Genomic DNA, 2,481 nt, shown 5'->3' with positions numbered 1-2,481 from the left:
CCGCGCCCCGGCGGGGGCCCCCCCCCCCGGGGGGCCCCCCCCGGGGCCCGTCAACTCCCCGAGAGGAGAACCGCCATGGAGAACGACCCCGACGCCCTGCAGCTCCTGCCCGCGCCGCACCTGTCGGCCCACGAGCGCTGCGCCCAGACCTGCCGCCTCGCGTGCCCGGCGGCCAACCGCGCCACCCGGGGCGGGTCCCCCCCCCCGCGACCGCCGCCCCGGGGCCGCCGTCGCCCTTCGCGGGGGGCGCCGGCGCGACGGAGCGACGGGGCCTAGGAGGCGAGGAAGGACCGGACGCCGGCCGAAGTGGCGTCGTCCCCCAGCAGGTCGTTGTGCTTGAGGCAGCCGACCGGCGTGTTGGCCGCCCCGGTGAGCGGGACGCTGTCGTCCGGGTTGACGACCTCGTCGCAGTTCGACCAGAACGTCGCGTACTTCACGGCGCCCGGGGTCTCGTCCCCGGAGTTCAGGTTCTTCACGACGTACGAACCGGGTGTCATGTCCCGGCAGGCCTGGTCCCACAGGGCGCAGGCCCACGCGGTGGAGGTGCCGTGGTTGGGCCCGGCCAGCGAGACCCAGTGGTCCACGGTGGCGGTGCCGCCGCCGAACTTCACGTACCAGCGGCCGACGAGCGAGCCCAGGGAGTGCGCCACGATGTCGACCCGGGCGGCGCCGGTCTGCCGGCGGACCTGGTCGACGTACGCGCCGAGCTGCCCGGACAGGACCTCGTTGACCGAGCGGTGCGTGTCGTAACCCCAGGAGAAGAGCTCCGCGTCCGTGTACCCGGCGGCTCGCAGGTCCTCGCGCAGGCCGCCCCAGACGCCCGGGTCGGCGTTGTAGCCGTGGATGAGGACGACCGGGTTGTGCGGCTGCACAGGCGTGGCGGCACGGGCGGGGAAGGGTGCGAGCAGTGCCGCGCACAGGGTCAGGAGCGCGAAAGGCTTCTGGCGGGGCGTCAGCATGGGGTCCCCCTTACCTTGTTACGCGCGGGTAGCGCGGATGGTGCGGGCATCGTGGTGTCTGTCGGTACAGAAATCCACCCCCGTGCAGCACCTCTCACCCCGTGCGACACACCCAGCCGGAGCAACCCAACGGGCGCCATGCCCCATTCGCCCGAGAAGATATGAAATGCAACCGGCAGCCGCCGGTATTCTTGCGTCAGCGCTCTCGGGAGGATCTGCCGTGACCGTCAGTCTTGAGCAGTTGCGCCGCTGCCACGTCGCCGTCGACCTGGGAGCCGCCAGGACCCGTGTCTACGTCAAGGGCGCCGGCCTGGTCGTCGACGAGCCCAGCGTCGCCGCCGTCAACACCCGCACCGGTGCCCTCATCGCGGTCGGGACGTTCGCCGAACGGATGACGGGCCGCACGCCCGACTACATCCGCGTGGTGCGCCCCGTCTCCGGCGGCACCGTCGTCGACATCGAGATGGCCCAGCGGATGCTGCGCCACCTGCTCGGCGAGAAGCTGCGCCGCGCCCTGCGCCGCAAGCCGCGGCTGCGGGCCGCCGCCTGCACCCCGCACGACGCCGACCCGCTCGCCCAGCGGGCCGCCGTCGAGACGATGGTCGGGCTCGGGGCCCGGCGCGTCGAGCTCGTCGACACCCTGATCGCGGCGGCCGTCGGCTGCGGCCTGCCCGTGGAGCAGCCGACCGCGACGATGATCATGGTGTGCGGGGCGGCCGCCACCCAGGTCGCCGTCCTCTCCCTCGGCAACATCGTCACCGCCCAGCGGATCCCCGTCGGCGGCGAGGCCATCGACCACGCCGTCGTCCAGCACCTGCGCCACGCGCACGAGCTGATGCTGCCCAGCCAGGCCGTCCGGCCGCTCCAGCTGGCCCTGCACGGCAACGGCATCACCGACGGGGGCCCCGCCTCCACCCTCATCCACGGCCGCGACGTGGCCACCGGACTGGCCCGCTCCGTCCACGTGGACACCGCCGCCGTCCGCGACGCCATCCACACCCCGCTGACCGCCGTCCTCGACGGCATCGGCAAGGTGCTGCGCGACTGCCCGCCCGACCTGGTCGCCGACCTGACGGACCGGGGGATCATGATGGTGGGCGGCAGCGCCCTGCTGCCGGGCCTGGACCAGATGCTGCGCGACGCCACCGGAATGCCCGTCGCCATCGCGGAACGGCCGGACGTGTGCGCCGTCCTCGGTCTCGGCATGATGCTCGAAGGGAAGATCGCCCCGATGGTCCTCAACCCGCTGGCCGAATGACGGACGCGGCGACCGAGCCTGCCGACCCCGCGGAACGGGCCAGTCTGCCCGTGCTCCTGGAGGCGGTGCTCAGCGTCGGCTCCGAACTGGAGCTGCGGACCACCCTCCAGCACATCGTGGAATCGGCGACCGGACTGTGCACGGCACGGTACGGGGCGCGGGGGGGGGGGGGCCCCCCGCGCCCGCGGCGGTCCGGGCGGTTAAACGCCCGGGGGGGGGCGGGGGGGCGGGCCCCCCACCCCCCCCAGCCCCCCCGCCCGAAGG

3 protein-coding genes are annotated in these 2,481 nt (G+C 74.2%); 2 read left to right on the top strand and 1 reads right to left on the bottom strand.

The window, feature by feature from the left end; translation table 11 throughout:
• The first annotated feature begins 75 nt into the window (after positions 1 to 75).
• A complete protein-coding gene (locus tag ACFXA3_RS40925; RefSeq protein WP_385196300.1) occupies positions 76 to 276 on the top strand; it encodes an ALQxL family class IV lanthipeptide in 201 nt (66 codons plus the stop codon).
• Here the strand turns inward: ACFXA3_RS40925 and ACFXA3_RS40920 are convergent.
• Positions 273 to 959, bottom strand: coding sequence for an esterase/lipase family protein (locus ACFXA3_RS40920; protein ID WP_385196297.1), 687 nt, complete (start codon positions 957 to 959; stop codon positions 273 to 275). The genes ACFXA3_RS40925 and ACFXA3_RS40920 overlap by 4 nt on opposite strands.
• A gap of 220 nt (positions 960 to 1,179) precedes the next feature.
• Between ACFXA3_RS40920 and ACFXA3_RS40915 the strand changes: the two genes are divergently transcribed.
• Positions 1,180 to 2,217 (top strand): rod shape-determining protein, encoded by a 1,038-nt coding sequence (locus ACFXA3_RS40915; protein ID WP_385196294.1) that lies wholly within the window; start codon positions 1,180 to 1,182, stop codon positions 2,215 to 2,217.
• Positions 2,218 to 2,481 lie beyond the last annotated feature (264 nt).

Origin of the sequence: Streptomyces sp. NPDC059456 (assembly GCF_042750055.1) — a bacterium.
GTDB lineage: Bacteria > Actinomycetota > Actinomycetes > Streptomycetales > Streptomycetaceae > Streptomyces.
This window is presented reverse-complemented; position numbering and strand designations above follow the sequence as displayed.